We start from the raw sequence: 23931 nt of genomic DNA on the forward strand, positions 1-23931 counted from the left end.
ACACGATTGCAGCATGAATGCAGATACTTCCCGTCGCTTGGAGAATTTGATCCGTTTGGGTCGAATTGACAGCGTTACCCCGTCCGAACCTTTTCATACCGTCACCGTCAATTTAGGCGACATCGTGACCACTCAATTACGCCTGATCAATTTACGGGCGGGCGCAGATAAAAGCCATGACCTGCCGAGTGTTGGTGAAGAATGCGTGGTGTTTAGCCCCTGCGGTGAATTGGGTCTGGGCGTGGTGCTCTGTGGTTTAAATAATGAAGACCACCCCAGCATCTCGACCAATCCCAACATCAAGTTACGTCTGTTTGAAGATGGTGCGCTGATCAGTTACGACACCGAAAATCATTCCTTACAAGCCTTGTTACCTGAAGGGGCAGAAGCGGTGATCACCGCCAATTGTCGCATCAATGGCAGCTTACACGTTACCGAAGGCATTACCACTGATGGTGATGTTAAGGCGGGCGATATTTCCCTGAAACACCATAAAACCAGCAAGGTTAAAGCAGGCTCAGATGATTCGGGAGAACCAATTCCATGATGTCATGCAGCACTGGCCAGCTTTTACAGGATGAGATCGACAGCATTCAGCAATCCGTGAGTGACATTCTGTCCACCCCACTGAATTTACGCATCATGCGTCGTAATTATGGTTCACGCCTTGCGGATCTGATTGATCAGCCTGTGAATGATGCGCTGATTGTACAGCTCTACAGTGCCATCTATACCCCGATTTTACGTTGGGAAAATCGTATCAGCATCGAAAAAATCTCCGTATCCGATATCAGTTCAGGCGGTCTGATGATTGACCTTGAAGCGGTGCATCTGCTGTCGGGACAAAGCCTGAATTTAAACATTCCATTGAAAATGGGAGCAATCGCTTAAATGACCAGCGCAAACAGTGCCATCGACCTTTCCCAACTTGACCCGCCCGAAGTGGTCGAAGAAATTGATTATGAAGTCATTCTCAATGCAGGCATTCAGGACTTTTATGCACGGATGCAGGCATTGGGCGTGGATTATCCCGAGTTACGCGAATCTGATCCCGCTTACAAGTTAGCGGAAGCCTTTGCCTATCGGGAAATGCTACTTAGACAACGCGCCAATTCATCTGCCAAAGCAGTGTTGCTGGCCTATGCCACAGGTTCGGATCTGGAACATAAAGCTGCGGAACGCAATTTACAACGCAAAGTCATCAGCGAAGCTACCAGTACTCAAGATGCGGTACTGGAAACCGATGATGCCTTACGTACCCGTGTGCAGCTGGCGCCTGAAGGTTATACCACCGCAGGTTCGGAAGGCTCTTATATTTTTCATGGCATGAATGCCGATGTACGGGTCAAGGATATTCAGCCCGATTCGCCCAGTGCAGGCGTGGTCAATCTGTATGTGCTATCCAGTGAGAATAATGGTCAGGCACAAGAAGAATTGCTCAACATCGTCAACCTTGCGGTGAATCAGAAGCAGATCCGCCCACTGACCGATCAGGTGCAGGTGTTTTCCGCCAGCATTGTCGAATATGAAGTCGAGGCGGTACTGGAAGTTGAGGCTGGGCCAGACTCGGATGTGATTCTACAAAAGGCACAGGCTGAACTGGCCAGTTATACAACGCAGAGTCATGCCCTGAGTAAAGCACCTGCCTTGTCAGGGATTTATCAGGCCTTACACCGACCAGGCGTGTCCAGTGTCGAACTGCTCAGTCCGACCCAGAATTTTAAATTAGCCGTGGGTCAGGCCGCCTACTGTACTGCGATTAATGTCAGCATCCGTACGCTGGGGAATTAAGCATGTCGAATTTATTGCCACCGAATGCCACTGCCTTTGAACGCTGTTTTGATCAGGCCTTTGCCCGTGTTGCCGACGTGCCGATCCTGACCCGTTCCCTGAATGATCCACAAACAGCGCCCCGCGTGGTCTTGCCTTGGCTGGCATGGGAACGCTCGGTGGATTACTGGAACAAGGATTGGTCAGAGCAGCAGAAGCGCAACACCATTGCCGCAGCCTATGACGTGCATTGCCACAAAGGCACCATCGGGGCGTTAGAAACCGCCATGAATGCCATCGGCATCAGCTGTCGGGTCGAAGAATGGTTTAAGACCAGCCCGCAGGGTGTGCCTTACACCTTCAATATTTACATCGAAATCAATCAAATCGGGGCAACCCAGAGCCAACTGGTGGATGAACTGGCCAGTGCCATTCGCATCAATAAAAACCTCAGATCACATCTGTTAGGACAAAGCGTGGTGGTTCGCAGTGATGTGACTGCATGCGCTGCAGCCGTGCTGTGTCTGGGCTGTGAAATGGGCTTTGTCGGGGTGGCAGGTTCACTGGCCCTGAACGGGTCTTGGTCACTGGATGGTTCTCAACAACTGAATGGAGTTAAACGCGGATGACGAATTTAATCGGCAAAGCACTGTGGTCGGATGTGCGTCTGCTGGAAAGCCATGAATACGCCCAAGGCGGTGAAAACGGCAATATGAATGAACAGGCCAAAGCCCTCGTCAATCGGACTGAGTTTTTAAAGGGGCTACTGGAGCAGCTGCAACAGGCCCAGCAAAGCCAGCAGGACTGGCAGACGCAGTTTACCGAGCAGATCAATCAGTTAGGGCAGCAGATTGAGCAGATCAATCTTAAACTTAATCCAACACAGCCTAGTATCAGTTGTACTGGCGCTACCCGTGAGTTCAAGTTTAGAACTGACTTTGGCGTTAGAACGATTGAAGCAAGCGTCAATGGTAGCGATTGGGCTGAAGTGAGTACGTTCAGTGAGTTATCTACATCATTGCAGCCTGTTAATGGCGGAGTGCAGATGAGTATTAGCATGAATACTCATGATGATACGAGAGTCAAGCTGCGTAGCACATCTGATATCTGCTTATTTGTAGACCCTGTTCAAGACATTGACGAAGTGAATCAGCCGAATAAAGCATACACATTGTATGACGCTGGTGGCCATGTAATCGACCCGAGATTAGGTGCCAACCAAACATATAACAGTCGCTACATTGATGATTCAAACACGGATCAGGATTATGTTGTGTTGTTCCGTGCTGTAGATTTCTGCCTGTCTGCTGAGTCTACAGATCCAGAACAACCGACCGATCCCGAAACGCCAACAGATCCTGAGCCTGTTTACCCTGCATCGGCAATGGTCTTGCGGTCTTCCGATCAGGTCAGTGAAGTAAGTCTTCAATTAGTTAAGGGAACACACAATATTGATTGGGGCGATGGCACAACAGAGACGAATGTTAGTGGCAATCTTATCCATCACTATGACAGTTTAGCCAAGCACACGATTATCGTTGAAAAAGCCTCAAACGAAGGCGGTTCAAATGGGAATAATACGATGGTTATGGTTCAAGCCTACGGGATTGAAGAAGTGGTGCAGTGGTGTGATCAAGGTTATGAAGTACTGGGTTTCGCTCTTGGTTCACAAATCCTACAAGACACCTTAATGAAAGTGCCAACAACTGCCCCATTAGTATTTAACACAACCTTTCAGGTATTTATGCGTTGTTCGGTGTTTAATGACGCCAGTATTTTAAATTGGGATGTTTCACCATACACAGACTTGAATTGCTTATTCTTTGAATGTCATGCCTTTAACCAACCGATCGGGGCAACATGGGATTTTAGCAATAAAGAACTTTTATACTCGATGTTCTACAACTGTCAGAGCTTCAATCAGGATTTGAGCATGATCAATGTAGCGAATGCCGCCAATATGGATGATATGTTCTATGGTTGTACTCAGTTTGATCAGGATCTCAGTGAGTGGTGTGTCATTAATTATCAAACCCCAATCACTGATCCAATGTGGAATAATGAACGCTTTGCTTATGGCTCAGCGTTAAAGCCTGAACATTATCCTGTCTGGGGCACCTGCCCACGTGGTGAAGCTTCAGGAGTCAGCGCATGAGTTATCAATGCATTCATACCCATAAGGGGCTGCAACTTTTAGCACAGGCTGAAGCACAAGGTACACAGTTACGTCTAACCCACATAGCGGTCGGTGATGGTCAGGGTTATGCGGTCAGTCCTGATCCCGCACAGAATCAACTGGTTCGGGAAAGCTTTAGAACCACGATCAATCGGGTGTTTCAAGACCCTGAGAATGCAAACAAGTTTACCGTGGAGATGATTATCCCTGTCAGCGCAGGCGGCTTTGTGATGCGTGAAGTCGGGGTGTTTGACAGTAACGGTAATCTAATCTTGGTCGGCAATTTACCTGATACTTATAAACCCGTTGCCAATGATGGTGCATTTAATGACACAGTGATCCGTATTCCGTTTATGGTCAGCAATGCCTCCACCATTCAGCTGCAGGTTGATCCGAATGTGGTGATTGCCACACATAGCTGGATTCTGAATACCATTACCGCAGGTTTCTTACTCGGCGGAGGCACCACAGGGCAAGTGCTGAAGAAACAATCCAATATCGATGGTGATGTGGTCTGGGAAGATCCGAGTGCCAGCAATGTGTTTGTGGACACCTTAGAAGAAGAACAGCAGCTGGCGGAGCAGCAAACCCAAATCACCTTGTCACAACTGACCACGACAGGTTTGGCGGTGTATATCAACGGGCAGCGTATCAGTCAGAAAGCAGGTGCTGAGGGCTGGCAAGCCTTATCCGCCACCAAAATCCAACTCGGACAGAGTTATGCGGCAGGCAGTCACATTTTATGCGTGCAGAATGAGCCTTTAGGCACAGCGCCTTATCCTCTGGCCAAAGCCGAGAATCTGGCCGATGTTGAGGACAAAGCCCTTGCCCGCCAAAACTTGGATGTGTTCAGCAAGGCTGAGAGTCGCAGCAATGGTTTGCCTGCAGGCAGCATGATTTATGTGGCCATGAACAAGGCCCCGACAGGCTATCTCAAGGCCAATGGCGCTGCCATTTCCCGCACAGTATATGCCGAGTTATTTGCCGAGATCGGCACCAGCTTTGGTGCTGGCGATGGGGTGAATACCTTTAACCTGCCTGACTGCCGTGGTGAGTTTATTCGTGGCTGGGATGATGGGCGTGGCATTGATCTGGATCGGGTGTTGGGCAGTAAACAGTCTGGTTCGATGAAGTCGCATTATCACGGGACGGGTGACTTTGGTTCAGATGCCGAAGATAACTGGTATGCGATCGTGCGCAACTGGGAAGGTAAATATACAGGCCGATGGGTGCCTGGTGAAAGTAACCGCAATTTAAACACCAGTATCACAGGCGGTACAGGTGGCATGCGCTACACAGGAACCTCCAATCAACTCGAAGCTGCAGATGGCGAAACCCGCCCACGCAATCTGGCTTTCTTAGCCTGTATCAAATATTAAGGAGCACGCTGAAATGACTGAGAAAATCGTCTATCAATATGACACGTCAGGCTTATATCTGGGCACGACCGTTGCCGATGAAAGTCCACTGCAACAAGGCGTGTTTCATTTGCCTGCGCATTGTACCGAAACCCCTGTGCCAACCACTTGGGCAGAGGATCAGCATCCACGCTGGGATGGTTGCACATGGCAACTGGTGGCCAAGCCGAAACTGACTGTTGCAGAATCGCCTGAGCAAAAGCTGGCGGATTTTTTGAAAAATAATCCTGATGTCGTAAAGTTGATCAATACCTAAATCATTTTGTATATAACTCATATACAAACAAGACAACATGACATCAAAACATCAATTTGTAAGCCTGTGATCTGAAAAAAATTCAATCGATCACAGGTTTTTTTATGGCAGATTCCTACCATCACGGAGTGAAGACGCTGGAGTTGAATGACGGTACCCGTCCGATCCAGACCGTTTCCTCTTCCATTATTGGCATGGTCAGCACCGCATCCGATGCCGACCCTGACCAGTTTCCCCTCAATACCCCCGTTCTGATTACCAATACCCAAGCCGCAATTGATAAGGCAGGGGTCAAAGGCACACTGGCACGTTCCCTACAAGCCATTGCCGATCAAGCCAATGCAGCCACGGTAGTGGTACGGGTTGAACAACTCAGCGATCAAGCCCAGCAAACCTCTGCAGTAATTGGCGGCACAGTCAACGGTAAATATACAGGCATGAAAGCCTTGCTGGCAGCCGAAGCCCAGCTTGGAGTGAAACCACGCATTTTAGGTGCACCAGGACTGGATGCAGCAGCCGTCGCCACCAGTATGGTCAGTCTGGCACAGCAGCTGCGTGCTTTTGCTTATGTCTCGGCTTTTGGTTGTGAGACCAAGGAACAAGCCACGGCTTACCGCCAAACTTTCGGTGCGCGTGAACTGATGGTGCTCTGGCCAGACTTCTTAGGTTGGGATACCAGCTTAAATGCCACCAGCAGTTTTGATGCCACTGCACGCGCTTTAGGTCTACGCGCCAAAATCGACAATGACATCGGCTGGCATAAAACCTTATCCAATGTCGCGGTCAATGGCGTGACGGGCATTAGCAAGGATGTGTATTTCCAGCTGCAAGACTCGACCACAGATGCCAATTATTTGAATGAGCATGAGGTGACCACCCTGATCCAGCGTGATGGTTTTCGTTTCTGGGGTTCGCGCACCTGTTCCGATGATCCGCTATTCGCTTTTGAAAACTATACCCGTACCGCGCAAATTCTTGCTGACACGATGGCAGAAGGGCACATGTGGGCGGTGGATAAACCACTGACGCCAAGTCTGGCGCGCGACATCATCGATGGCATCAATGCCAAATTACGCGAAATGACAGGCACTTATTTACTCGGTGGTGAATGCTGGCTAGATCCTGTGATCAACACCAAAGAGGTGCTGAAAAGCGGAAAATTCTATATCGATTATGACTATACCCCAGTGCCGCCTCTGGAAAATCTGACTTTGCGTCAACGTATTACCGACCGCTATCTGGCGGACTTTTCTGCCCGAGTCACAGGATAACCACATGGCTTTACCGAAAAAACTCAAACTGATGAACCTGTTTAATGAAGGTAATTCCTATCTTGGACAAACAGGTGAGGTGACCTTACCCAAACTGGGACGCAAGCTGGAAAACTGGCGTGGCGGTGGGCTGATTGGCAACGTCAAGGTGGACTTCGGTCTGAGTGACGACATGATCGAAATGACATGGAAACTGGGTGGGATTGACCCACTGGTGATCCAGCAATATGGCGCTGCTTCCATTTCCGCCTTTGGTTTACGTTTCGCAGGCTCTTACCAGCGTGACGATACGGGTGAAACCACAGCCGTGGAAATTTCACTGCGTGGTCGTCATGAAGAAATCGACTTCGGCAATGCCAAACCCGGAGACGACACCGAAATGAGCATAAAAACCATCTGGAGCTATTACAAGCTTTCCATCGATGGTTCAGCCGTGATTGAAATTGATATCCCGAACCTGATCTGTACGGTCAACGGGGTCGATCTCTACGCCAAACATCGCGAAAACATTGGACTTTAACTTTGCTCCCCACTGGTCATCGCCAGTGGGGTTTTATGACTTTTTTGATTTTAGGAGCATCCCATGACTGAACAACAACAGACCGAAAACCTTGACCTGTTACAACAGGATTCACAACGTATTGATCTAGATAGCCCGTTAATGATGGGCGATTTAAAGATTGAAAGTTTAGAGATTCGTAAACCGAATGTGGCGGCATTGCAGGGCATCAAACTCAGTGATCTGGCGCAAGGCGATACCTTGGCGATTTGTACCGTGTTGCCGCGTGTCTGTACCCCCAATTTAACCAAAGCCCAAATTGCTCAGCTTGACCCAGCGGATCTGGCTCAGATTGGTGGAGTGTTTGTGCTTTTTTTGCAGCCGAAGTCAGTGCGTGCGGAAATGTTACGCCAACTGTAGACGATGCGATTGCCAATATTGCGGTGATCTTTCACTGGCCACCGCAGTTTTATGACGAGATGTCGCTTTATCAACTGATGCAATGGCATCAAAAAGCCATTGAACGAAATGGAAATGATGCCGAATGAAACCGTTACGCCTTGAAATTCTGTTTGGATCAAAGGACAAACTTTCACCCGCGTTGCGTTTGCTGGTCAGCAGCAGTAAAGCTGCGGCCAGCGCAAGCAAACAAGCCCGTGATGAGCTGAAAAAACTTAACGATCAGCAAAAGCAGATTGATGGCTATATCAAACAGAAAAAAGCCACCGAAGACAGCGCCAAAGCCTTACAAGACATTCAAACCCGCATTAAAAGTTTACGGCAGGAGATGGCACGCAATCCATCCGATGCCTTAAGCCGTGAATTTAACCAAGCCACCACACAGGCACGTAAACTCAAAGAGGCACATGGCCAGAACCAGATCAAGCTGCAGCAACTACGCACTGGACTGAATCAGGCAGGCTTTTCCACGCACAATCTTGCCCAGCAACAAACCGATCTGACCCGTCGCATTACCGCTGCCAACAATTCTATCGAGAGCCAGAAAAATAAACTGGCCAATCTCAGCCGCCTGCAGCAAAGCCACAACCGACTCAGCACAGGCACGCAGAAAATGGCGATGTATGGGATGGGAGCAGCAGGCACAGGGGTTGCGGCTTTATATCAGATGCGTAAGCCGATTGAAGAAAGCAAACGTCTAGATGTGGAAGAGCATCGGATTGGTTCACTGGGTCTGGGCAAGAAAGCCACCCTTGATGCGATTCAATATGCCAAAGCCATGAAAACTTTCGGTACCAGTACCTTGGATAACATGACGCTAGTGCGGGATGGCATCACCGCTTTTGCCGATGTGCATCATGCCAAGATGGTTGCCCCGATGCTGGCCAAGATGAAGTTTGCCAACCAAGCCATGTATGGTGAGGAACATGGGGCTGAAAATGAAAAGAAATTCATGGACATGCTCAAAGTCATCGAGATGCGTAATGGCTTAAAAAGTGAAGCTGCCTTTAAAGAACAAGCCAACATGATCCAGCAGGTGATTACCGCCACAGGTGGACGGGTACAAGCAGAAGAATGGCTGAACCTGATTAAAACTGGGGGGATTGCCGCCAAGGGCATTGATAACAAGGCGTTCTATTACAAACTGGAACCTCTGGTGCAGGAAATGTCAGGCTATCGGGTCGGGACAGCCATGATGTCTGCTTATGCCAACCTGTATCAGGGACGAACCACCAAACGGGTTGCCAACCATCTGGGTGATCTTGGTCTGATTGCCGATAAACGTAAGGTTCACAATGACAAGGTCGGGCAAATTGCCTATCTGGATATTGGGGCAATTAAAGGCGCAGCGCTGTTCAAGAAAGACCAGTTCGCTTGGATGGAACAGGTGCTATTACCGACCTTAAAAGCCAAAGGCATTACCAAAGAAAGCGATGTGGTGGATGCGATTGGGAGCATTTTTAGTAACCGTACCGCATCACAACTGTTTTCGACCATGTATCTGCAGCGGGAAAATATTCACAAGAACATGCGCCTGAATGCAGGGGCAGACAATATCGATCAACTCGATAAACAAGCCAGAAATACCACTGCAGGTAAGGAAGTTGAGGCCAAAGCCAAACTGCATGATGCGTATTTGCAATTCGGGCAAACCATTCTACCTATCTATACTCAAGCCTTGGTCATGGCAGGCAATGCCATGCAGGTGTTTACAGGCTGGATGCAGAAAAATCCTGCCTTGGCCAAAACACTGGGCACTGGATTACTGATTGCAGCAGCAGGGCTGATTGCGATTGGCGGAACGCTGGCCTTGCTGTCACCGCTGATTTTAACTGTGCTGAGTCTCAGGCTGATGCTGTCCACGCTCAGTATTACCAGTACAGCCGTGGGGATCGCCTTTAAGGTGTTGCTCAGCCCTGTCAAACTTCTAGGGGCAGGGTTATTGTGGCTGGGCAGAATGTTCCTGCTGGCAGGGCGGATGATGCTGACCAATCCGATCATTTTAGCGGTGAGTTTAATGGCAGGGGCAGCCTATCTGATTTACCGCAACTGGACACCAATCAAGCAGTTTTTTACAGAGATCTGGTCAGGGGTCAGTCATGTCTTTCAGACAGGCATCAACTCGATCAAGAGCATGATCCAGTCTGTGGATAGCATATTTGCCAATAATCCACTGCTGACCTTCCTGTTTCCACTGATTGGTATTCCTCGGCTGATTATTGCCAACTGGTCGAGTATCAGGACATTCTTTGCTGATCTCTGGATGAGCCTCCAATTTGGCGCCAGTGAGACATGGAATAGCATCAATCTGTTATTTGCTCCGATGGGACTCTGGTTCTCGGAGCGCTGGGCGCAGATTAAAACTGGCGCCAGTGATGCATGGAGCTTTGTCAGTCAGAGTGCTGCAAGTGCATGGAATGCCATCAGCACTGTGTTTTCCCCTGTGGGGATGTGGTTTTCTGCACGCTGGGCGGAAATCAAAGCCGTATTTAGTGGCGGGCTTGCTGGGCTGTCTGCCCTGATTCTGAACTGGTCACCCATCGGGCTATTTTATGCGGCATTTGCCCGCGTCATGAACTGGTTCGGGGTGGAGTTACCCAGCAAGTTTACAGGCTTTGGTCAGATGATCATTGAAGGGCTGATCAAAGGCTTAAATCAGGGTTTTGACAAGCTTAAAAGCAAGTGGCAGGAAATCAACAGCTATATGCCTGACTGGATGCGTAAAAAAATGGACATTCACAGTCCATCGCGGGTGATGGCAGGGCTGGGGCATTTCATCATGCAGGGGATTAATGTCGGTCTGGATCAGGGTTTTCCAAGCCTGAAAAACAAGTTCAATACGGTACTGGATCTGTTTCAGGGCAATGCCCCGCAAGTCGATATCAAGAGCCGTTTCAGCAATGCTTTAAGCCACATGGCACAGAGCAATACCCCACGAGAAGCCTTTGATCCCATCGCCAGCATTCAATCGATTGTCACCAAAGTTAAAGCGGTGCAGCTGAGCTCTGCATCGAGCAAAGCCAGCCGCCCGATGGTGATTGAAGGTGACAGCATTACCGTGCAGATCCATGCCCAGCAGGGGCATTCGGTACAGGATTTGGTACAGCAATTTGAACAGTTTTTACAGCGTCGTGAGCGAGAAAAACAAGCCCAAGCCCGTGCACGCTTTTTTGATGATGAATAAGGAATTTAAAGCATGATGATGATCTTTGGGGTATTTCCCTTTGCGATTCCCACCGCAACCTATCAGCAACTGGTACGCAAAACCGCTTGGCGGCATGTCAGCAATTCACGGGTCGGGGAAATGCCTGCCTATCAGTTTGTGGGGCGGGGTGAGGACACTATCTCACTGGAAGGCTCCATCGTGCCTGAATTCGGTTCACCGATGAGCATGAGTGCTTTACGGGTCATGGGTGATACAGGCATGTCTTTTCCCCTGATTGGCGGTACTGGCAAGGTATTTGGCTTATATACCCTAAATGATTTGCAGGAAACCCAGAGCTATTTTTTTAAGGATGGTACACCGAGCAAAATCGAGTTCTCCTTAAACCTGACCCAAACCATGCGACCAGGAACATTGATTGGTAATGTCGTGGGCAGCTTACTGGGGCTGGCATCATGACCTTGTTGACCACGTTAAGCTCGACCCTTAAAGGCGTGCTCAATAGCTATCCCAAAGCGATTTTTAAACTGGTGGTGGATGGTATCGATATCTCCAACAAGGTGAATAATCGCCTGATTCAGATGCGGATCGAAAATAAGCGCGGTTTGGAAATTGATACGCTGGATCTGTCTTTATCCGATCATGACGGTTTACTGAATATTCCCAGCAAAGGGGCAGTGATTGAAGCGTGGTTGGGCTGGGATATCACAGGTCTGGTGTATAAGGGCAGCTATATCGTCAAGGAAGCTGAGCATTCAGGTGCGCCCGATATCTTACGCCTGCGTGCCACCAGTGCCGATCTAAAAACCACACTCAAGCAAAAACGTGAGCGCAGCTTTGACAATATCTTGCTCGGTGATCTGATTGAAAAGATTGCCATTGAGCAGAGCTTAAAATTTCAAGTCTCGCCAGAACTGGCCGCCCATAAAATCATTCATATCGATCAGAATGAATCGGATGCCAATCTGCTGACCCGTCTTGCCGATGAACATGATGCGATTGCCACGGTGAAAAATGGTAGCTTGCTGTTCATGCCCAAGGGGCTGAGTCAATCCGCATCAGGGCAGAACCTACCCACCATGCTGATCCAGCGCAATAATGGCGATAATCACCGCTATGGCTTTAGCGATGGTGGGGAAGAAGTCACAGCCGTTCGGGCCTTTTATTATGATGAAAAAATGGCGAAAAAACTGGAAGTGGTGGTTGGAGATCAAAGTAACCAGAACATCAAGGAATTACGTCATATTCATCGGGACAAGGACAGTGCCACCTTTGCGGCACGCGCTAAACTGAATAACCTAAAACGTACTGCTGCCACACTCAGCTATACACTGGCCAAAGGTGAACCGCAACTGATTCCAGAGATGACCTTTTTATTTGAAGGCTTAAAGGAGGACATTGATGCGATTTACTGGCTGGCCAGCAGTGTTACCGACACTTTGGACAGTTCTGGCGGCTATACCACCGATCTGGAGCTGGAAATCTTCTTTCCTGATGCGGATGACGTTTCTGATTTGTTTGAAGACCAGTTTGTTACCGAGAAACATAAAAAATGGACAGGGGTGGTGGTCTATTATCAACAAGGCAGTAAAGCCATTGCAATCACCAAGGGCGATCAGAGCCATCCGAAATATTTTAGTTATTTGTATGAAAGCAAAGCAGCAGCCCAGCAACGTGCCAATCAGGAATATTCCTTACTGGATTTAGAAACAGGCAAATTCAAGGCACATAATCAGCTAGAAATGAAGCCGTACACAGGATTAAAAGCACAATATACCATTGGTAAAAGCCTAGCGCCACGTTACTGGGTCACATTGGGGGATCAGTCCAATGCTAAAGTGATTAGTCATGTTTATCACAGTAAGAAAGCGGCAGAAAAAGCCTTAAAATTAAGACTCCCAAGGCTAAATGCTAGAAGAAATATGATTCAGCAGGTGAAAGTAAAAAATTAAAAAGACTTTTAATTTATATATGGAAATAGAAATTATTTAAAATAATATAATTTTTTTCTTAGATATATTAATCTTAGTTTCACAGTACAATACTTAAGGAATAAAAATGGGATTAAAAGTACATTCTTTAAATAATATTCCTAAAACCGAAAATAGGGATTTTTTTATTTATTTACTCGACTATGGTTGGCATGAGCCTTTAGCTGAGAGTTTAAGAAATAATTTTGATTTTATGGCTAGGAAAGCTGCTACTAGTCGAGCAGTTGTAATTCAAGGAACAGAGATCGGTCATTTTGAGAATGAAGTTTTTTCATGGCATGGAATAAATGGTCTTGATGGAGATGTGTGTTTACCAGCAATATTAATTACAAATATGCACCCATCTGATTTTAAAGATCAGTCTTTTCGCTCAAGAAGACGCTTTGGATTGAACATAGATGAAAATACAAATCTTAAATTAATTTTGATTCCTCTAAAAAAAGTCTGTGAATCTACAATAGATGTTGCAACTTTAATTGAAAAAATATTTTTAGATATTGAACATGGCGAGGACTTAGTAAATTTTAAAGTTACAAATGAGTTAAAAGGTGGAACTGGTAAAGCTATTTTAGATGCATTAATAATAGAGCCTAACTTTAATGGTATTGGTTTTAATTTTCGTAAATTTTTTAATAGTATAAAGAATCAATGAAAATTTAAATTATTAGCCCTCGACATCCTGTCGAGGGCTTTCGTATTTTGCGTCCTAGAGTTGACTTCTGTCATCCCTCACATCCTGATGATTGAACATCCTATTCTTTATGGGCACATCATATTAAACTTAGGATAAGTGGGGGTGGCAAAGGTAATTAATTAGGAATACACACGATTAAATGCTGGAAAGTATGATTCAGTAGGTTAGAACGACAATTTAAGTAAATAAGGGTGCTTCAATCGCTTATTATGAATGAGTAATTTATTCATCATTACTCAATGTACTTAAAGCATTAGGGATAAATTTCTCACTAAAGCCAGAAAGAAAACAAATGCTCATAGTGAAAAAAATCCCAGTGTTTCCATCCTTGATATTAGCAAAAATAATTTCTGATGATAACAGTGCAAAACATACAGCACCTGCAATAACAGCAATAGCATTTCGCTCTAAACCATATCCAGCATACATCCATTTACTAGTGGCTTGCATGATAAAGATAGATTTTGATTTTAGTGACACTGAAAAAAAGCCTCCCATACTGGCAAACCCAGAACAATATGCTAAAAGTAAGAATGAATGGTTATCAGCAAATAATGGCAAAGTTCTATGTAGATAGGCATAAATTGCGTAAAAAGAAGCAAAAATAGCTACAAGTAAAGCCCCTGCTAAATAAGCAAGTCGTCCCCAAAGTTTGTTTGCATATTCTTCAGCAATTTCTGATGCAATACTTCGCAAGAGCATATTTACACTGTCAGCTTTATCAGGCTCTTGAAGGGCTATTACGATTGCAGATGCAGCTCTTTGTTTATGTAGTGGATTATCTCCTGATTTGTATAGAACAGTTTTTAGTTTATCAAACTCAAATTTAACAGAGTTTAGTGCTTTAATAATGGTAGTATCTTCATCTACTTTTGTTTCTAAATACACTTTAATGATTTGGTTTACTTGAGCATCTTTACAATCGTAAATAACATATTCTTCCCCTCTTGCATAAATGTTTTTAATTTCATAACCATTAAGATCAAAAGCACCTGTTTTAATACTAGCCAAATGTTCTTTTTGCTGTTTTAAATATTCTTCAGCTTTGTTATGTTTTTCTTGTCTAGATTGATCTTCTGAAAAATCCATATCGGTACCCATTGCACAACTCACTTTGTAATAAACTATTTAATTATATTATTTTTTTAAAATCTTAAATTAAAAAAGATAGTTACATTTTTTTAATTGGTGAATTTTTAATCATATAAATATCACCATACTAATAGCTCTAAACATTAACGTGTACCTCATTTGATAAATAGCCCTAAAATGACAATTTAGATAATTAAAATTTAATTGAGGATTTTGATTGTTTTTTATCGAAATACAGATCACTTTGCTTTATTAAATTAAATGAGAGCATGTCCTAGAATTGTGTAGATTACCGAAACTATTTAGGATAAATCTTTTATATTAAAAAGCCCCCAACATCCTGTCGAGGGCTTTCATATTTGCGTCCTAGGGGCAACTCCTGTCATCCCTCACATCCTGATGCTAAAACTAAGTTTTTGAACTTCCTGTTCTTTACATCACCATCATAACAAACTCAGCCTAACTGCCTACTGGCAAATGTCCTGAATTCTTGTCAGCAAATGCTCACACTAAAAATTATAAATAATCAGCTCATTGCCATTATGTTCTTCATGAGCTGCCTTGGCATTCACTGACCAACGGATCTTACGATGAGTCATCGCATAGTCTTTAAATAACTCTCGTACTTCAGGTACATCATTCAAACTCAGAATAAATTTACCCTGAACTTTATCTAACTTTTCCTTCAGCATATAAAAGTCTTCTTTCGTCCAGATACCTTTGCCATACATGTTTTCACAATCCCAATAGGGTGGATCTAGATAAAACAGTGTGTCAGGGCTATCAAGACGATCAATCATGTAATCGTATGATCGATTTTCGATGACCACATTTTGCAGACGTTCATGGATAGAAAGTAAATGTTCACGCAAACGCTCGCCTAAACGCATACGGCTGGCTCGGTCTTTTGAATAGCTAAAAGAGCCATCCAATTGGCAACCAAAAGCAGAACGCAGCACATAGTAAAATTTTACGGCTCTTTGGATATCTGTGAGACCAGATTGATCGGACTTAAAATCATTAAATTGTGTTCTAGCAAATAACAACAATTCAAACTCTTGCAAGAAAGCATCGAAGTGAAATTTTAAGATACGGTACAAGTTGATCAGATCATCATTAATGTCATTGATCACTTCAACCGTAGAAGGAGTCTTTTTAAAAAGTACCCATCCAGCACCGCCAAACACTTCAACGTAAGTTTTATGTTCGGGCATCATCTCAATGATAGTGCGTGCCAGTTGAGATTTACCACCGAGCCATCCGCTAAAGCTGTGACCACTAGGATTGTATTGTGGTGAGAGGTTTTGTGTCATGGATCTTACCTGAGTTAGTTTGATGCTCTGGGCATTCAGGTAAGGCACTCTGGGTGCTCTGGAAAGTATTGAGTGTTTTACAACGAGGGCATTTGATTTCGATTTGATGAAATGCCATAGTTTTTGCCAGAAGCTTAAAGCAGCACTGGCACTTTAGATTTTGCATAAATTTTTCTGCATTAGAAAAACCGCACAAATGATATTAAAAATAAATTAAAAGAACAAATATTTATTCTTTTAATTTAAAATAAACATAAATATATTCTTTGGTGCGTAAAATGACTGCGTTGAGCTATAACAAGATTAATAAAAACAATTCACGGCCACAGATTAAGTGCCCACATTGTAAGTCTACTAATTTAAAAATCCGTACAAGTGAGCAAAGACATCCTTTGCTAAAAGAAATTTGGTTAACCTGTCCAAATCTGTTCTGTGGGTTTACCTGTAGAGGACATATTGAGATTACTCATACCATTTCACCGAGTGCCAGCCCTGATCCAGAAATTTACATTCCGACATTACTACAACTTCAAGCTGCCAATGATGAAATGAGAGAATGAATCAGACATGATGATAATTATTTTTATGATTCAATGTTTTATGTGGGGAATTTTAGGCTGCTCGATTTGGATTAACCATCGAGCAGCATCTATGATTGTGTTGGCTATTTCAATTTATATTGATCAACTGAAGTTACAAACTTTATTAGGTTTCATTCATTGAAGTTCAGATGGCTCATCTTTTTTCAATTCTACAAAAGACTTAGCATGAAAAGGAATGAGTAAGGGTTTACATAACCAACCTATGAATAAAGGTAAAATTGCAGCAGAAATATATATAACTAGAATTTGCAATAAACTTAGTTCTTTTTGAAATTTTAGTAAGATATATAGAAGACCTAAAGAAATAAATGCATAGATAATAATCCAAGTGGATAAAGTTATATAAATTAATAGCTTAAATACATATTTTCGTAATACATATCCACCTGTAGATTGATCTTTTTTTACAAAAATAGGAAATATAGGATGTTTTGATAAACGAAAGGCTCGTTTTCGCTCTATTCTAGAAATGCAATATCTGAGTAAATACAAGTCTTCAGTTCGACTTTCATAGAATCTATTTAAAAGAGTTAGCTCCTGTTGCTCATGGACAACATGGGCATAAGGGTAATCATCATTATTCAGTTCATATTTTGATTTAAAATCTTTTAAAAGATTAAGTGTTTCTATTTCTTCTTGATAATCGGTTTTTGGATTAATCCATTTTGAAATCCAGTTAATAACGCCCATTTTTTCTAAAACATTCAGAAATAGCATGATTAAACTGAATAATACAAATATGAAAAATACCCATTTTACTATAATAGGTGGGATACCTAGTGATTGGGCAATTTGAAAGAGTTGAACTTGATTCATTTTTTACTCTTTTGATACTTCTATAAATTATTTAAGTTCTAAGACTGTGACTTTGCTGCTGGGGTATTATCATCAGATTTTGGGTCTTTCTTTTCAGCAACAATATCAACTAATTTTCCCATTATGCTAGCCATATTTGCTGGAATATCAACCTCATCACCTTTAGATGTAAACTTGCCATCAGCGCCTTGGTTGAAGTAGCTAGGAATAAGCCCTTTACGTATCTCTTTTTGTTCATCATGAGTCATACGTGCCATAAATGGTTCAAGTGCTGCAAGTTGTAAAAAAGTACGGTGGTTTTCTTGATAACATTCATAATGTTTTGCTGCTTGCTTTGAAGTGTAAACTGCTAATACAAAAAACATTATTGATATAGATAATCTTGCGAAAATTAGATAATAATCGATATTGTTAGGAGATTTATATTGAAGTGATATCACAATGATAGTAGTCACAATAGCTAAAGATATAGATGAAACAGTCCATCTTCTATTTGTTACATAATCTTTTTTCTCTTCATCTGCTTTTTCTTTATAATTTCTAGTTAATTCATAAATACCAGCTCTTTCGACTAGCATTTTAAAGTCTGAGTGTGCTGTTTCTAGTTCATTGGATTTTTGTTTTACTTCATTAACAATCTTATTAACTTCTAGAAAAATATGATGTTTTTCATTATCTAGCTCACTTCTTATTTTGCTTGTTTCAGCATGAATTATTTTTGAAAACTCTAATTCAACTTTTTGAGTTCTTTCATTTAGGTCAGTTAGTTTTTTTAGACTATTATCAACTTCTTCTTGTAATAATTTACTACTCTTACTAATGCTATCTTGGTCTAATTTTAAATTTTTAATTTCATTTTCATATTTACTAGTTAAATTTTTAATTTCATTTTCATATTTTTTTAAAAGTAAGCCTGCATCTTCCATAAATCTATTTTGATAATCTAAGTTTTTTCTTTCCTCAATAGCTATTTTTTCATTTAATAAGGATTTATTTATTGAATTTAATTTTATTAAAACTTCATCTAAGTTATCTAGAATTCCTTTATCTGAAATTATTATACCTTCTAATATTTTATTAATATAACTTTCTAACTCCTCTTTAATTATATTATTTTTTTCAGATATTTTTTGAGTGATATTTTTACAGAGATCATTATATGTTGTTATAAGATTTTTTATTTTGTTATAATGATTTATTGAAGAAATAAGATCTCCTAAATATTCATTTTTTATTGAACCTGAAAATTCTTCTTTTAATGATTTTATATATTTTTGTTCTATCAGGATGATTATTTTTTCAATATTAATCATTGTGCTCTTTATCTTATTTTCTTGGAACGTAAAATTTGATAAATTTTTTTTATTTACATTTTCTTTTATTAATGCTTCTAATGTTACACTTGAATTTATATATTTATTTTGATTATCTGAATTAAGCTTTTTAATATCATTTAAGAGGTTTATGAATTCATCTTCTAAAATACTTTTCATCAAAAATCTTCTCCCAAAAAACAATATCTTATAAAATATAATAATTTGGTATATTGACATAGCAACTCACTATAGGCAAGATGTAAGGGCACCGCAAAATCGGTGTACAGGCGTGAGAACCTGTAAATCCTTACTCTGAGCGCATAAAATACAGTCGCTTAAGCGGCCTTTTTTTTGCCTAAAAAGTCTGATCGGCTATACTTGTTATGGTAGATCGGGCAGGGCAGCCTTTGGCTGGCCGTTCTCAGAGTACGGTATTCTCACCCCTGTTCGGTCTGCCACCATTACCGTGAGAAGTAATGGCGGTAGGTTTGCAAAAAAACTTACTCTGAGTACTAGTCATGAAAAAATCAATTCATGTGCTTGAGCACACGCCTATCTATGATTTGGACGCTTATAACCAGCGCCAACGTCGCAAAAAAATCAAAAGCACTTTTAAAAATGCAGCCTACGGAATTTTCTATTTATCCGTAATGCTATTCTCCATGTCATTTTTGTTTGTAGGGGAATAAGCACATGAATAACAACATTATCCCTTACGTTCCAATTGCACCGCGCATCAAAGCATCCAACCCAAAAAGTGAACTCCTGTGTAGAGCACTGTTCGAAATTGTCGATAAAGCCGTACAGGCACAATTCACCTTTAACCACGATACAAGCAAGGGAAAGTTATCGATTTGCCCTGATCAAGTGAATGATTTGATTCAGGAACTTGCAAAGAATAAAAACCTTGAAGGAAGTAAGATTGATATCGAGGTACTAAAGCCTGCATTAAGTGATCTGATTTACCCAGTTTTTAAGGGGGAATTTGCAATAAATAGTCCGATTTGGAATAATTCCGAGGTGAGAGTCTGGCAATTTCAATTAAATCAAATTGTTAGAGAAAATCACATGAAAAATTATGAAAATTTAGACTTAATTTTAGATCAAGCTTTAGCGTCAGTTCGTATTTGGAGAAACTCATTAGAAACAGGCAGTGAAAACCGTGATGTTGTTTACAAGAGAAATGACCTGATTTATAAGCTCATGGATTTAGAGCAGAAATTGCAGATTGTTCAAAATGGTTTAGACGAGTAATAAAAAAGCCCACTTTAAAGTGGGCTTTTTAATGCGCGACCATTATTTTTTCTCCATCTCTTTAGCATAAACCGTACTTAAACCTAGTAAAGCTTCTTGGGCTTCAGAACTAAGCTGTCGGTATGCTTTTAATAATGTACTTTCTTCACTGGTTAGCCCCGCATATTCAGGGTCAATCCCTAGAATGACATAACGAATATCAACCCCTTGTTGATGCAAATTATGCAAATAAGCCCACTGATCTGGAATCTTTCCACGTACATACACACCCAGTGTGTTTTCACTAGCACCTATCTCACGCGACAAAGTTTTAGCCTTTAAATTCTTCTTTTCCAGCTCTTCTTTAAAGCGTTTCCCAATTTCAATGCCAATCGTTGGATCTAATTCAGGCATAAAAATGTTCCCTTTTTACGTTGAAAGACTAAATATTTATGCTATAGTGAATTATAGCAAACTACTATTACCGCAAGGATACTGTATGAGTACAAAAATTTCACCTCCAAATAAACAGCGATCTAAAAAGATCACTGGGGGGCGAGTTGCCTGCATTCTTTATTTGCCACCAGAAGAAGTGAAGCAAATTGATCAGGCTGTTGAAAAAACGGGAATGAGCCGTTCCAGTGTAATTTCAAATATCTATTACTTGGGAAAACAAAGTCAAAACACCAATGAGGGTTAAATTTATGTCAATTCAACATCGACGCATTAAAAAACAACTTCGTGATAATCGCTTCAGTATCAACCTCACCAATGATGAAACCGATCTGCTCACAGCAGCATCAAATCTTCTAGGCATTGAAATCAGTGTTTTGATTCGCCAGATGGCAATGAAGCAAGCCATCTACACTTTAGTTGACGATCCAGAAGATGATTTTAATTTGCATACATTCCTAAGTGAAGGCGCACACGAACAGCTTTCTAGGAGCTGAATTGATGCTCAAGCACAACATCGTACTTTCAAGCCAAGAACTCAAACTTGTACAGGAAGTGCAAAAGCAACTGGGGCTTGCATCAGTTGAAGAAACCATAGAACACCTCGCCAGAGAACGCATTCAAGAAAAATTGTTGAACTTGGCAGGGCAAGAACTTAAACGCAGACGGCATTAACCAAGGCAATTGAAAATGATGTTTCCAGAAACTAAAGCTTTAGTTATAGATAAACTTAAAGATGTTTATAGCTTCAAAGTCAAAAGTGGCGATAAATTGCGTGGTAGATGCCCCGATTGTAATCACAAAGAAGCATCAGCTTGGGTTTATCCCGATGAGCCGTGGGTAGTTTTCTGCCCACGTAAAAATGCATGTGGTAAAGAAAATCACGTTCGAGATTTATTCCCAGAGCTTTTTGAAAAATGGGAAAAGCGTTTTGAATCTACTCAAGCAGAACCAAATAAAACGGTGAATGCTTACTTAGTTGAAGGGCGTGGTTTTCCACTAGATAAACTACAAGCTCTTCAATACTCTCAAGAATATTATAAAAGTAATGAGCACCAAGTCGGGTCAGTAACACTACGTTTTCCAATTACCGATGAAGCAGGGAATGAAGGCTGGTGGCAGCGTATCCTTGATGATCATGGTGTACTCCAAAAGACCACTTTTAAATGGCAGTGGTCATCACAAGGTCATGCTTGGACAACACCAAACACCAACTATATTGAATCTAAAGAAATTTGGATTACAGAAGGTATCTTTGACACGATTGCATTGTGGCTTTCAGACATCACCAGTTTTTCAGCTTTAAGCTGCAACAATTATCCATCTATCTTTTTACATCATATTGCTAAGAAATGTCAGGAAGCAGCCAAGCCATTACCTAAGCTGATATGGGCTTTTGATAATGATCAGGCTGGCCATGAAGGTATTTTAAAAAATATCGAAAAAGCCAAAGAGGATGGTTTTCAATGTGAAGCAGCACTTCCACCAAGCGGTCGTAAAAAAACTGACTGGAATGATCTGTACAAACAAGATCGTCTTAAATTTTCTGATTTAGACAGCTATAAGTATTACGGCTCTTTACTGATTGCAGACAAGCCTGTAGATAAAGGCATACTTATCTACAAACATAAAGGAACTAAATCTTTTCCTTTTGATTTCAATAAACAAGTCTATTGGTTCAAGTTAGATATGGATAAGTACGATGACTATATGAAAGGCATCGGCTTTGAAGAAAGTGACAATGAAGACTGGGCACAGGAAGAAAAAGATAAAGCGACTACAGAACGTCGTGATGCAGCAATTTTAGCTGCTGCAGATGCAAAGCTGATCATGGACTGTCGACCGCGTGGGCTCTATTACCAATATATGGCTGAGATTGATGAAGCAGATTATTACTTTCAGATTGATTTCCCTCGTGGTGCTAAAACCATTAAAAATACATTTAGTGCTTCACATATATCGTCAGCATCAGAGTTCAAAAAACGCCTTTTACACGTTGCACCAGGTAAATTTTATAAAGGAAATAGCACCCAGTTAGATGCCTTTCTTGAAAGAGAACTGACCGATATTAAAAGGGTAGAACTGATCAATTATGTGGGTTATCACGCTGACCATAAAACCTATGTTTTAGGTGATATCGCTTATCAAGCAGGTAAACAGTTTTTAATTAATAAAGAAGACTATTTCGAGTTACCACGCCATACCAATTTAAAATGTAAATCTCCGTTTTCATTGGAGATCAATCCAAAGCTTACTGATTATAAAAAACAGTGGATTACAGATTTTATTGATGCATACAGCGTACGTGGTTTGGTCACATTGACTGCATTCTTTGGCAGTCTATATGCACAACAAATCCGAAAAATGCACAAATCTTTTCCATTCTATGAAGTCGTTGGTGAACCGGGAACAGGTAAATCGACTCTACTACTATTTTTATGGAAGTTATTAGGGCGTACCAAATATGAAGGGGTCGATCCTGTTAAATCGACCAAATCGGGTCTAATTCGTACCTTCAGACAAGTTTCAAACTTACCAGTCGTATTGATCGAATCAGAACGTGAGAATGATCGTGGTGTAATTAAACAGTTTGATTGGGATTCGCTGAAAACCCTATTTGATGGCGGATCGCTTGGTGCACAAGGTGTAAAAAATGGTGGCAATGAAACCTATGAACCACCATTCATGGGGACGGTAATGATCAGCCAGAATGCTGAAGTTGCTTCAACTACACCTATTATGGAACGTATTGTTCATACGAAATTTTTTAAAGATCAACTGACTAAAAACAGCCTATATGCATCTCGTCGGTTAGAGAAATATGAACCCGAAGATGTCAGCCAGTTCATTTTAAATTGCCTGACCAAAGAGGTTGCCGTACTTGAGTCTTATCGTTTGGGCTTTGAAAAATATGATGCAGTTTTACACGATGACAAATACAACATCCGCAGTTCACGTGTCGTACAAAACCATGCTCAATTTATGGCTTTATTTGAAGCGCTCTGTAAGCACATTGTTGACGTACCAGTAGAGATACAGAAACAGGTTTATGCCGAAATTACATCAATGGCACAAACACGTGACAAAGTGATCAAGTCTGACTCTGTAATCGTTCAAAACTTCTGGAACACAATTGAGGAAATGGAATCTGCTATTCCACACCTTACAAATGCTGAAACTAACTTAAATCACTCAGCAAAACCTGATTTATTTGCCCTAAATTTTGCTCATCTTTACAAAATGGCAGCAGATTATCGCTATGCATTGCCAGAGGTCAACGAGCTACAAGCAGTCCTGCGTCATAGCCTGCATTACCGCTTTATTGAAGCCAATAAGGCGATTCAAAGCAAAATCACCAGTAGTACCAAACGCTGTTGGATTTTTGAGAAGCCTGCAGGGGGATAATGTA

At 42.1% G+C, this 23931-nt stretch carries 28 protein-coding genes; 22 read left to right on the forward strand and 6 right to left on the reverse strand.

Annotated elements, in window-relative coordinates:
- The first annotated feature begins 13 nt into the window (after positions 1-13).
- The 15 genes from ACX1N5_RS00690 to ACX1N5_RS00760 all read left to right on the forward strand — a co-directional run bounded on the left by ACX1N5_RS00690 (position 14) and on the right by ACX1N5_RS00760 (position 13655).
- Positions 14-547, forward strand: a complete 534-nt coding sequence (locus tag ACX1N5_RS00690; RefSeq protein ID WP_458800019.1) for a phage baseplate assembly protein V — start codon at positions 14-16, stop codon at positions 545-547.
- Positions 544-891, forward strand: coding sequence for a GPW/gp25 family protein (locus ACX1N5_RS00695; protein ID WP_458800021.1), 348 nt, complete (start codon positions 544-546; stop codon positions 889-891). Before ACX1N5_RS00690 ends, ACX1N5_RS00695 begins: the two co-directional genes overlap by 4 nt.
- Positions 892-1791: a baseplate assembly protein gene (locus ACX1N5_RS00700; protein ID WP_458800023.1), complete on the forward strand. Its 900-nt coding sequence runs from the start codon at positions 892-894 to the stop codon at positions 1789-1791.
- A gap of 2 nt (positions 1792-1793) precedes the next feature.
- Positions 1794-2399 carry a phage tail protein I gene (locus ACX1N5_RS00705; protein ID WP_458800026.1) on the forward strand — a complete coding sequence of 202 codons (606 nt, stop codon included), beginning with the start codon at positions 1794-1796 and terminating at the stop codon, positions 2397-2399.
- A complete protein-coding gene (locus ACX1N5_RS00710; RefSeq protein ID WP_458800028.1) occupies positions 2396-3925 on the forward strand; it encodes a BspA family leucine-rich repeat surface protein in 1530 nt (509 codons plus the stop codon). The genes ACX1N5_RS00705 and ACX1N5_RS00710 overlap by 4 nt, the downstream gene beginning before the upstream one ends.
- Entirely contained in the window at positions 3922-5325 is a 1404-nt protein-coding gene (locus ACX1N5_RS00715; RefSeq protein ID WP_458800030.1) for a phage tail-collar fiber domain-containing protein, read from the forward strand. The genes ACX1N5_RS00710 and ACX1N5_RS00715 overlap by 4 nt, the downstream gene beginning before the upstream one ends.
- 13 nt (positions 5326-5338) lie before the next feature.
- Complete coding sequence (locus tag ACX1N5_RS00720) at positions 5339-5620, forward strand: phage tail protein (RefSeq protein WP_458800031.1); 282 nt, start codon at positions 5339-5341, stop codon at positions 5618-5620.
- A 104-nt stretch (positions 5621-5724) separates the two neighbouring features.
- Positions 5725-6891, forward strand: a complete 1167-nt coding sequence (locus ACX1N5_RS00725; RefSeq protein WP_458800033.1) for a phage tail sheath protein — start codon at positions 5725-5727, stop codon at positions 6889-6891.
- Between the two features lie 4 nt (positions 6892-6895).
- Positions 6896-7411, forward strand: a complete 516-nt coding sequence (locus ACX1N5_RS00730; RefSeq protein WP_458800035.1) for a phage major tail tube protein — start codon at positions 6896-6898, stop codon at positions 7409-7411.
- A 63-nt stretch (positions 7412-7474) separates the two neighbouring features.
- Positions 7475-7810, forward strand: a complete 336-nt coding sequence (locus tag ACX1N5_RS00735; RefSeq protein ID WP_458800037.1) for a phage tail assembly protein — start codon at positions 7475-7477, stop codon at positions 7808-7810.
- A 17-nt stretch (positions 7811-7827) separates the two neighbouring features.
- Complete coding sequence (locus ACX1N5_RS00740; protein WP_265596620.1) at positions 7828-7938, forward strand: GpE family phage tail protein; 111 nt, start codon at positions 7828-7830, stop codon at positions 7936-7938.
- Positions 7935-11033, forward strand: coding sequence for a phage tail tape measure protein (locus ACX1N5_RS00745; RefSeq protein ID WP_458800039.1), 3099 nt, complete (start codon positions 7935-7937; stop codon positions 11031-11033). The genes ACX1N5_RS00740 and ACX1N5_RS00745 overlap by 4 nt, the downstream gene beginning before the upstream one ends.
- A gap of 12 nt (positions 11034-11045) precedes the next feature.
- Positions 11046-11471, forward strand: coding sequence for a phage tail protein (locus ACX1N5_RS00750; protein WP_458800041.1), 426 nt, complete (start codon positions 11046-11048; stop codon positions 11469-11471).
- The gene (locus ACX1N5_RS00755; protein WP_458800043.1) at positions 11468-12964 is read left to right on the forward strand and encodes a contractile injection system protein, VgrG/Pvc8 family; all 1497 of its coding nucleotides are present in this window, start codon (positions 11468-11470) and stop codon (positions 12962-12964) included. The genes ACX1N5_RS00750 and ACX1N5_RS00755 overlap by 4 nt, the downstream gene beginning before the upstream one ends.
- 106 nt (positions 12965-13070) lie before the next feature.
- Positions 13071-13655: a hypothetical protein gene (locus ACX1N5_RS00760; RefSeq protein WP_458800044.1), complete on the forward strand. Its 585-nt coding sequence runs from the start codon at positions 13071-13073 to the stop codon at positions 13653-13655.
- Positions 13656-13919: 264 nt separating this feature from the next.
- On the opposite strand, the gene ACX1N5_RS00765 is transcribed toward ACX1N5_RS00760, so the two are convergent.
- The 3 genes from ACX1N5_RS00765 to ACX1N5_RS00775 all read right to left on the reverse strand — a co-directional run bounded on the left by ACX1N5_RS00765 (position 13920) and on the right by ACX1N5_RS00775 (position 16268).
- A complete protein-coding gene (locus ACX1N5_RS00765; protein ID WP_458800045.1) occupies positions 13920-14798 on the reverse strand; it encodes a hypothetical protein in 879 nt (292 codons plus the stop codon).
- A 500-nt stretch (positions 14799-15298) separates the two neighbouring features.
- The gene (locus ACX1N5_RS00770; RefSeq protein ID WP_458800047.1) at positions 15299-16102 is read right to left on the reverse strand and encodes a DNA adenine methylase; all 804 of its coding nucleotides are present in this window, start codon (positions 16100-16102) and stop codon (positions 15299-15301) included.
- Complete coding sequence (locus ACX1N5_RS00775; protein WP_458800049.1) at positions 16068-16268, reverse strand: Com family DNA-binding transcriptional regulator; 201 nt, start codon at positions 16266-16268, stop codon at positions 16068-16070. The genes ACX1N5_RS00770 and ACX1N5_RS00775 overlap by 35 nt, the downstream gene beginning before the upstream one ends.
- A gap of 112 nt (positions 16269-16380) precedes the next feature.
- Here ACX1N5_RS00775 and ACX1N5_RS00780 point away from each other — a divergent pair, with 112 nt between their 5' ends.
- A complete protein-coding gene (locus tag ACX1N5_RS00780; RefSeq protein WP_458800051.1) occupies positions 16381-16662 on the forward strand; it encodes an Ogr/Delta-like zinc finger protein in 282 nt (93 codons plus the stop codon).
- Positions 16663-16818: 156 nt separating this feature from the next.
- On the opposite strand, the gene ACX1N5_RS00785 is transcribed toward ACX1N5_RS00780, so the two are convergent.
- Both ACX1N5_RS00785 and ACX1N5_RS00790 read right to left on the reverse strand, forming a co-directional pair.
- A complete protein-coding gene (locus tag ACX1N5_RS00785; protein ID WP_458800053.1) occupies positions 16819-17520 on the reverse strand; it encodes a hypothetical protein in 702 nt (233 codons plus the stop codon).
- A 38-nt stretch (positions 17521-17558) separates the two neighbouring features.
- On the reverse strand, positions 17559-19013 hold the full coding sequence (locus ACX1N5_RS00790) for a V-type ATP synthase subunit I domain-containing protein (protein ID WP_458800055.1): 1455 nt from the start codon (positions 19011-19013) through the stop codon (positions 17559-17561).
- A 341-nt stretch (positions 19014-19354) separates the two neighbouring features.
- Between ACX1N5_RS00790 and ACX1N5_RS00795 the strand changes: the two genes are divergently transcribed.
- Positions 19355-19525 carry a hypothetical protein gene (locus ACX1N5_RS00795; RefSeq protein ID WP_458800057.1) on the forward strand — a complete coding sequence of 57 codons (171 nt, stop codon included), beginning with the start codon at positions 19355-19357 and terminating at the stop codon, positions 19523-19525.
- A 4-nt stretch (positions 19526-19529) separates the two neighbouring features.
- Positions 19530-20090, forward strand: coding sequence for a hypothetical protein (locus tag ACX1N5_RS00800; protein WP_458800059.1), 561 nt, complete (start codon positions 19530-19532; stop codon positions 20088-20090).
- A 42-nt stretch (positions 20091-20132) separates the two neighbouring features.
- Here the strand turns inward: ACX1N5_RS00800 and ACX1N5_RS00805 are convergent, their stop codons facing one another.
- On the reverse strand, positions 20133-20483 hold the full coding sequence (locus ACX1N5_RS00805) for a hypothetical protein (RefSeq protein WP_458800061.1): 351 nt from the start codon (positions 20481-20483) through the stop codon (positions 20133-20135).
- Between the two features lie 85 nt (positions 20484-20568).
- Between ACX1N5_RS00805 and ACX1N5_RS00810 the strand changes: the two genes are divergently transcribed.
- Genes ACX1N5_RS00810 through ACX1N5_RS00825 form a run of 4 tightly spaced genes read left to right on the forward strand, consistent with a single transcriptional unit; the run spans position 20569 to position 23927 of the window.
- Complete coding sequence (locus ACX1N5_RS00810) at positions 20569-20769, forward strand: ribbon-helix-helix domain-containing protein (protein ID WP_458800063.1); 201 nt, start codon at positions 20569-20571, stop codon at positions 20767-20769.
- A 4-nt stretch (positions 20770-20773) separates the two neighbouring features.
- Positions 20774-21019, forward strand: a complete 246-nt coding sequence (locus tag ACX1N5_RS00815) for a hypothetical protein (RefSeq protein WP_458800065.1) — start codon at positions 20774-20776, stop codon at positions 21017-21019.
- A 4-nt stretch (positions 21020-21023) separates the two neighbouring features.
- Positions 21024-21197 (forward strand): hypothetical protein, encoded by a 174-nt coding sequence (locus ACX1N5_RS00820; RefSeq protein ID WP_458800066.1) that lies wholly within the window; start codon positions 21024-21026, stop codon positions 21195-21197.
- A 15-nt stretch (positions 21198-21212) separates the two neighbouring features.
- Positions 21213-23927, forward strand: a complete 2715-nt coding sequence (locus ACX1N5_RS00825) for a toprim domain-containing protein (RefSeq protein ID WP_458800068.1) — start codon at positions 21213-21215, stop codon at positions 23925-23927.
- Positions 23928-23931: the final 4 nt, after the last annotated feature.

This window comes from Acinetobacter sp. ANC 4636 (genome assembly GCF_054454555.1).

What these genes read in the sequence shown, in the direction of transcription:
- ACX1N5_RS00720 (WP_458800031.1), top strand. Translation starts at nt 5,339, where the DNA reads ATGACTGAGAAAATCGTCTATCAATATGACACGTCAGGCTTATATCTG.
- ACX1N5_RS00775 (WP_458800049.1), bottom strand. Translation starts at nt 16,268, where the DNA reads ATGCAAAATCTAAAGTGCCAGTGCTGCTTTAAGCTTCTGGCAAAAACT.
- ACX1N5_RS00725 (WP_458800033.1), top strand. Translation starts at nt 5,725, where the DNA reads ATGGCAGATTCCTACCATCACGGAGTGAAGACGCTGGAGTTGAATGAC.
- ACX1N5_RS00765 (WP_458800045.1), bottom strand. Translation starts at nt 14,798, where the DNA reads ATGGGTACCGATATGGATTTTTCAGAAGATCAATCTAGACAAGAAAAA.
- ACX1N5_RS00715 (WP_458800030.1), top strand. Translation starts at nt 3,922, where the DNA reads ATGAGTTATCAATGCATTCATACCCATAAGGGGCTGCAACTTTTAGCA.
- ACX1N5_RS00795 (WP_458800057.1), top strand. Translation starts at nt 19,355, where the DNA reads ATGAAAAAATCAATTCATGTGCTTGAGCACACGCCTATCTATGATTTG.
- ACX1N5_RS00690 (WP_458800019.1), top strand. Translation starts at nt 14, where the DNA reads ATGAATGCAGATACTTCCCGTCGCTTGGAGAATTTGATCCGTTTGGGT.
- ACX1N5_RS00705 (WP_458800026.1), top strand. Translation starts at nt 1,794, where the DNA reads ATGTCGAATTTATTGCCACCGAATGCCACTGCCTTTGAACGCTGTTTT.
- ACX1N5_RS00805 (WP_458800061.1), bottom strand. Translation starts at nt 20,483, where the DNA reads ATGCCTGAATTAGATCCAACGATTGGCATTGAAATTGGGAAACGCTTT.
- ACX1N5_RS00820 (WP_458800066.1), top strand. Translation starts at nt 21,024, where the DNA reads ATGCTCAAGCACAACATCGTACTTTCAAGCCAAGAACTCAAACTTGTA.
- ACX1N5_RS00800 (WP_458800059.1), top strand. Translation starts at nt 19,530, where the DNA reads ATGAATAACAACATTATCCCTTACGTTCCAATTGCACCGCGCATCAAA.
- ACX1N5_RS00780 (WP_458800051.1), top strand. Translation starts at nt 16,381, where the DNA reads ATGACTGCGTTGAGCTATAACAAGATTAATAAAAACAATTCACGGCCA.
- ACX1N5_RS00770 (WP_458800047.1), bottom strand. Translation starts at nt 16,102, where the DNA reads ATGACACAAAACCTCTCACCACAATACAATCCTAGTGGTCACAGCTTT.
- ACX1N5_RS00745 (WP_458800039.1), top strand. Translation starts at nt 7,935, where the DNA reads ATGAAACCGTTACGCCTTGAAATTCTGTTTGGATCAAAGGACAAACTT.
- ACX1N5_RS00760 (WP_458800044.1), top strand. Translation starts at nt 13,071, where the DNA reads ATGGGATTAAAAGTACATTCTTTAAATAATATTCCTAAAACCGAAAAT.
- ACX1N5_RS00755 (WP_458800043.1), top strand. Translation starts at nt 11,468, where the DNA reads ATGACCTTGTTGACCACGTTAAGCTCGACCCTTAAAGGCGTGCTCAAT.
- ACX1N5_RS00700 (WP_458800023.1), top strand. Translation starts at nt 892, where the DNA reads ATGACCAGCGCAAACAGTGCCATCGACCTTTCCCAACTTGACCCGCCC.
- ACX1N5_RS00735 (WP_458800037.1), top strand. Translation starts at nt 7,475, where the DNA reads ATGACTGAACAACAACAGACCGAAAACCTTGACCTGTTACAACAGGAT.
- ACX1N5_RS00810 (WP_458800063.1), top strand. Translation starts at nt 20,569, where the DNA reads ATGAGTACAAAAATTTCACCTCCAAATAAACAGCGATCTAAAAAGATC.
- ACX1N5_RS00750 (WP_458800041.1), top strand. Translation starts at nt 11,046, where the DNA reads ATGATGATGATCTTTGGGGTATTTCCCTTTGCGATTCCCACCGCAACC.
- ACX1N5_RS00825 (WP_458800068.1), top strand. Translation starts at nt 21,213, where the DNA reads ATGATGTTTCCAGAAACTAAAGCTTTAGTTATAGATAAACTTAAAGAT.
- ACX1N5_RS00785 (WP_458800053.1), bottom strand. Translation starts at nt 17,520, where the DNA reads ATGAATCAAGTTCAACTCTTTCAAATTGCCCAATCACTAGGTATCCCA.
- ACX1N5_RS00730 (WP_458800035.1), top strand. Translation starts at nt 6,896, where the DNA reads ATGGCTTTACCGAAAAAACTCAAACTGATGAACCTGTTTAATGAAGGT.
- ACX1N5_RS00815 (WP_458800065.1), top strand. Translation starts at nt 20,774, where the DNA reads ATGTCAATTCAACATCGACGCATTAAAAAACAACTTCGTGATAATCGC.
- ACX1N5_RS00695 (WP_458800021.1), top strand. Translation starts at nt 544, where the DNA reads ATGATGTCATGCAGCACTGGCCAGCTTTTACAGGATGAGATCGACAGC.
- ACX1N5_RS00790 (WP_458800055.1), bottom strand. Translation starts at nt 19,013, where the DNA reads ATGAAAAGTATTTTAGAAGATGAATTCATAAACCTCTTAAATGATATT.
- ACX1N5_RS00710 (WP_458800028.1), top strand. Translation starts at nt 2,396, where the DNA reads ATGACGAATTTAATCGGCAAAGCACTGTGGTCGGATGTGCGTCTGCTG.